The sequence below is a fragment of the Arcobacter lacus genome (genome assembly GCF_003063295.1).
In the GTDB taxonomy this organism is placed as follows: Bacteria; Campylobacterota; Campylobacteria; order Campylobacterales; family Arcobacteraceae; genus Aliarcobacter; species Aliarcobacter lacus.
On sequence record NZ_MUXF01000009.1, the window covers coordinates 1 to 5,542 of the forward strand.

General features: G+C 43.1%; 2 tRNA genes and 3 rRNA genes. All 5 read left to right on the plus strand.

Annotated features, from left to right (window positions below):
* Window positions 1–137 precede the first annotated feature (137 nt).
* The 5 genes from B0175_RS05510 (at window position 138) to rrf (ending at window position 5,529) form a co-directional block, all read left to right on the plus strand.
* A 16S ribosomal RNA gene (locus B0175_RS05510) occupies window positions 138–1,654 on the plus strand.
* A 106-nt stretch (window positions 1,655–1,760) separates the two neighbouring features.
* Window positions 1,761–1,837: transfer RNA gene (locus B0175_RS05515), tRNA-Ile, on the plus strand.
* A 54-nt stretch (window positions 1,838–1,891) separates the two neighbouring features.
* A tRNA-Ala gene (locus B0175_RS05520) sits at window positions 1,892–1,967 on the plus strand.
* A gap of 382 nt (window positions 1,968–2,349) precedes the next feature.
* A 23S ribosomal RNA gene (locus B0175_RS05525) occupies window positions 2,350–5,263 on the plus strand.
* Between the two features lie 150 nt (window positions 5,264–5,413).
* Window positions 5,414–5,529 (plus strand): 5S ribosomal RNA (gene rrf / locus B0175_RS05530).
* Together the 16S, 23S and 5S rRNA genes with 2 tRNA genes alongside form the textbook arrangement of a ribosomal RNA operon.
* Window positions 5,530–5,542: the final 13 nt, after the last annotated feature.

A 5,542-nucleotide genomic window follows, 5' to 3' on the forward strand; every position in this document is an offset into this window, starting at 1 on the left:
AAAAAGAGAAAAAAAACAAGAAGTAAAACTCTTGTCTATTCGAAAAAAAACATGAGTGATAATTTTGTAATTAAGTAATTATAAAATATGTCAGTTTCAAAACTACATAAAGATTAGATAAAAATTTAATCAAATAATTTATGGAGAGTTTGATCCTGGCTCAGAGTGAACGCTGGCGGCGTGCTTAACACATGCAAGTCGAACGAGAACGGATTATAGCTTGCTATAATTGTCAGCTAAGTGGCGCACGGGTGAGTAATGTATAGGTAATATGCCTCTTACTAAGGGATAACAATTGGAAACGATTGCTAATACCTTATATTCCTTTTTATCAAAAGATAAAAAGGGAAAGATTTATTGGTAAGAGATTAGCCTGTATTGTATCAGTTAGTTGGTGGGGTAATGGCCTACCAAGACAATGACGCATAACTGGTTTGAGAGGATGATCAGTCACACTGGAACTGAGACACGGTCCAGACTCCTACGGGAGGCAGCAGTGGGGAATATTGCACAATGGACGAAAGTCTGATGCAGCAACGCCGCGTGGAGGATGACACATTTCGGTGCGTAAACTCCTTTTATATAAGAAGATAATGACGGTATTATATGAATAAGCACCGGCTAACTCCGTGCCAGCAGCCGCGGTAATACGGAGGGTGCAAGCGTTACTCGGAATCACTGGGCGTAAAGAGCGTGTAGGCGGATTGATAAGTTTGAAGTGAAATCCTATAGCTTAACTATAGAACTGCTTTGAAAACTGTTAATCTAGAATGTGGGAGAGGTAGATGGAATTTCTGGTGTAGGGGTAAAATCCGTAGAGATCAGAAGGAATACCGATTGCGAAGGCGATCTACTGGAACAATATTGACGCTGAGACGCGAAAGCGTGGGGAGCAAACAGGATTAGATACCCTGGTAGTCCACGCCCTAAACGATGTACACTAGTTGTTGTGAGGCTCGACCTTGCAGTAATGCAGTTAACACATTAAGTGTACCGCCTGGGGAGTACGGTCGCAAGATTAAAACTCAAAGGAATAGACGGGGACCCGCACAAGCGGTGGAGCATGTGGTTTAATTCGACGATACACGAAGAACCTTACCTGGACTTGACATAGTAAGAATGATTTAGAGATAGATTAGTGTCTGCTTGCAGAAACTTGCATACAGGTGCTGCACGGCTGTCGTCAGCTCGTGTCGTGAGATGTTGGGTTAAGTCCCGCAACGAGCGCAACCCTCGTCCTTAGTTGCTAACAGTTCGGCTGAGAACTCTAAGGAGACTGCCTACGCAAGTAGGAGGAAGGTGAGGATGACGTCAAGTCATCATGGCCCTTACGTCCAGGGCTACACACGTGCTACAATGGGGTATACAAAGAGCAGCAATACGGTGACGTGGAGCAAATCTCAAAAATGCCTCCCAGTTCGGATTGTAGTCTGCAACTCGACTACATGAAGTTGGAATCGCTAGTAATCGTAGATCAGCTATGCTACGGTGAATACGTTCCCGGGTCTTGTACTCACCGCCCGTCACACCATGGGAGTTGAACTCATTCGAAGCGGGGATGCTAAAGTAGCTACCTTCCACAGTGGATTCAGCGACTGGGGTGAAGTCGTAACAAGGTAACCGTAGGAGAACCTGCGGTTGGATCACCTCCTTTCAGAGAAATACTTTAAGATTTGTTTCTTAAAGTATGAAAAAAAAGATTGATTACATATTTAGTTTATAAAGATTATTTAGAACTAATAAGAAATAGATAGGTGAAGGGGCCTATAGCTCAGCTGGCTAGAGCGCTCGACTGATAATCGTGAGGTCTCAGGTTCAAGTCCTGATAGGCCCACCATGAATAATCTTAGAATCGGGTCCTAAAAAAATGAATATTTTTTTGGGTGATTTTGGGGAATTAGCTCAGCTGGGAGAGCGCCTGCTTTGCACGCAGGAGGTCAGCGGTTCGATCCCGCTATTCTCCACCATCTTATTAATAGATAAACTATAGAAGAATAAATTCTAATATAAGTTTTATATAGAGATATATAAGATTTATATTAGAACTTATGAAAGTAAGTTTCTAATGATATTTAAAAACATAATGTTAAAGTCTTTAATTTTTTCGTAAAGATTAAATAATAGATATAAAGAAGAGATTTTTTATAAATATTAAATAATTAAAACAAAAAAAATTTCATATCTTAAAAATATTTATTATGAAAATGATAAATATAACATAGATAGAACACAACTAAATTATTAGATATATTGAAAAATGTACTTAATAAGATAGTAGCCAAAGAATATTATCAAACTAAAAGTATTAATTTACTTTTAAAAGGCAAATAACTCGAAAGAGTTATTTATTAATAAGCTATTAAGGGCTAATGGTGGATGCCTAGACTGTAAGAGGCGATGAAAGACGTATTAGGCTGCGATAAGCCTCGGGGAGCTGCCAAAGAGTTTTGATCCGGGGATTTCTGAATGGGGCAACCCAATATAATGAGAATTATATTACCCTACGGGGAGCGAACCTAGTGAAGTGAAACATCTCAGTAGCTAGAGGAAGAGAAATCAAACGAGATTCCCAAAGTAGCGGCGAGCGAAATGGGATTAGGACAAACCCAATGCTTGCATTGGGGGTTGTAGGACCATGATATGAGACTAAAGAGGATAGATGAAATACTTGGAAAAGTGTAGCATAGAAGGTGAAACTCCTGTAATTAAAATTCTCAATAGCTCTAATGGTATCCTGAGTAGGTCGGAACACGTGATATTTTGACTGAAGCCGGGGGGACCACCCTCCAATCCTAAATACTACTTACAGATCGATAGTGAACAAGTACCGTGAGGGAAAGGTGAAAAGTACTCCAGCGAGGAGAGTGAAATAGAACCTGAAACCATTAGCTTACAATCATTCAGAGCCCTATGATTTATCAGGGTGATGGACTGCCTTTTGCATAATGAGCCTGCGAGTTGTGGTATCTGGCAAGGTTAAGTCAAGTACGAAGCCGTAGCGAAAGCGAGTCTTAATAGGGCGAATTAGTCAGATGCTGCAGACCCGAAACGAAGTGATCTATCCATGAGCAGGTTGAAGCTGGTGTAAGAGCCAGTGGAGGACCGAACCCGCAGGCGTTGAAAAGTCTTGGGATGACTTGTGGATAGGGGTGAAAGGCCAATCAAACTTCGTGATAGCTGGTTCTCTCCGAAATATATTTAGGTATAGCCTTGTGTTGTAGCATATGGGGGTAGAGCACTGAATGGGCTAGGGCTGCTTACCGCGGTACCAAACCCTATCAAACTATGAATACTATATGTGGAATCACAGGAGTCAGGCGGTGGGTGATAAAATCAATCGTCGAGAGGGGAACAACCCAGACTAACAGCTAAGGTCCCTAAGTTACATCTAAGTGGAAAACGATGTGGAGTTACTGTGACAACCAGGAGGTTGGCTTAGAAGCAGCCATCCTTTAAAGAAAGCGTAACAGCTCACTGGTCTAGTGATTCTGCGCGGAAAATATAACGGGGCTAAGATGTACACCGAAGCTTTAGATTCAATTTTTAATTGAGTGGTAGGAGAGCGTTCTATTCAGCGTAGAAGATGTACCGGTAAGGAGCGTTGGAGCGGATAGAAGTGAGCATGCAGGCATGAGTAGCGATAATTGAGGTGAGAATCCTCAACGCCGAAAACCCAAGGTTTCCTACGCGATGCTCGTCATCGTAGGGTTAGTCGGGACCTAAGTCGAGTCCGAAAGGGGTAGACGATGGCAAATTGATTAATATTTCAATACCAACATATAAGCGCGATGTGGGGACGCATAGAGTTAATCGAGGTCACGGATGGAAGTGTGGCTCGAAGGACGTAGGTTGTTAAGTAGGCAAATCCGCTTAACGTTAGACCGAGATCTTACAGGCTCTTGACACTCTTCGGAGGAGATGGAGAATCGATGATACTGTCGTGCCAAGAAAAGCCACTAAGTTTATTATATGTTGCCCGTACCGTAAACCGACACAGGTGGGTGGGATGAGTATTCTAAGGCGCGTGGAAGAACCCTGGTTAAGGAACTCTGCAAACTAGCACCGTATCTTCGGTATAAGGTGTGCCTACTTTTGTATATGAACTTGCTTCAAAAAGCGAAAGAGGTTGCAACAAAGAGTCCCTCCCGACTGTTTACCAAAAACACAGCACTTTGCTAACACGTAAGTGGATGTATAAGGTGTGACGCCTGCCCGGTGCTCGAAGGTTAACTGATGATGTCAGCGCAAGCGAAGCATTTGATTGAAGCCCGAGTAAACGGCGGCCGTAACTATAACGGTCCTAAGGTAGCGAAATTCCTTGTCGGTTAAATACCGACCTGCATGAATGGCGTAACGAGATGGGAGCTGTCTCAACCAGGGATCCAGTGAAATTGTAGTGGAGGTGAAAATTCCTCCTACCCGCGGAAAGACGGAAAGACCCCGTGCACCTTTACTACAGCTTGACACTGTAGCTTGGATATTCATGTGCAGGATAGGTGGGAGGCTATGATGACTAGACGCCAGTAGAGTCGGAGCCATCCTTGAGATACCACCCTTGAATATTTGAGTTACTAACTGCGTACAATTATCTTGTATCAGGACAATGTCTGGTGGGTAGTTTGACTGGGGCGGTCGCCTCCTAAAAAGTAACGGAGGCTTACAAAGGTTAGTTCAAAGCGGATGGAAATCGCTTGTTGAGTATAATGGCATAAACTAGCTTGACTGTGAGACATACAAGTCGAACAGAGACGAAAGTCGGTCATAGTGATCCGGTGGTTCTGTGTGGAAGGGCCATCGCTCAAAGGATAAAAGGTACGCCGGGGATAACAGGCTGATCTCCCCCAAGAGCTCACATCGACGGGGAGGTTTGGCACCTCGATGTCGGCTCATCGCATCCTGGGGCTGTAGTCGGTCCCAAGGGTATGGCTGTTCGCCATTTAAAGCGGTACGCGAGCTGGGTTCAGAACGTCGTGAGACAGTTCGGTCCCTATCTTCCGTGGGCGTAGGAAAGTTGAAGAGATTTGTCCCTAGTACGAGAGGACCGGGATGAACGTACCACTGGTGTACCAATTGTTCTGCCAAGAGCATCGTTGGGTAGCTACGTACGGATGTGATAAGAGCTGAAAGCATCTAAGCTCGAAGCCAACTCTAAGATTAACTTTCCCTGAAGTTCCCAGCAAGACTAGCTGGTTGATAGGCTGGATGTGTAAGCGTTGTAAGGCGTTTAGCTGACCAGTACTAATAGAACGTTTGGCTTATTTTAACAATTCTTTGGTTTACTATCTTATTAAGTATTTTTACTTAATATGTGTTTGAAATTTTTTAGACTTTAACATTATCTTTTATTTACACTTAATCTTCGAGTTAAGTAATAAGATCAAATATTTACTTATTTGCTTTTATTACTTAACTTGCTGGTGGTACTAGAGAAGAGGAAATACCCAGCTCCATTCCGAACCTGGAAGTCAAGCTCTTCATCGCCGATAATACTGCAGGGTCCCCTTGTGGAAACGTAGGTCATCGCCAGCTCTTTAAGTTTTTT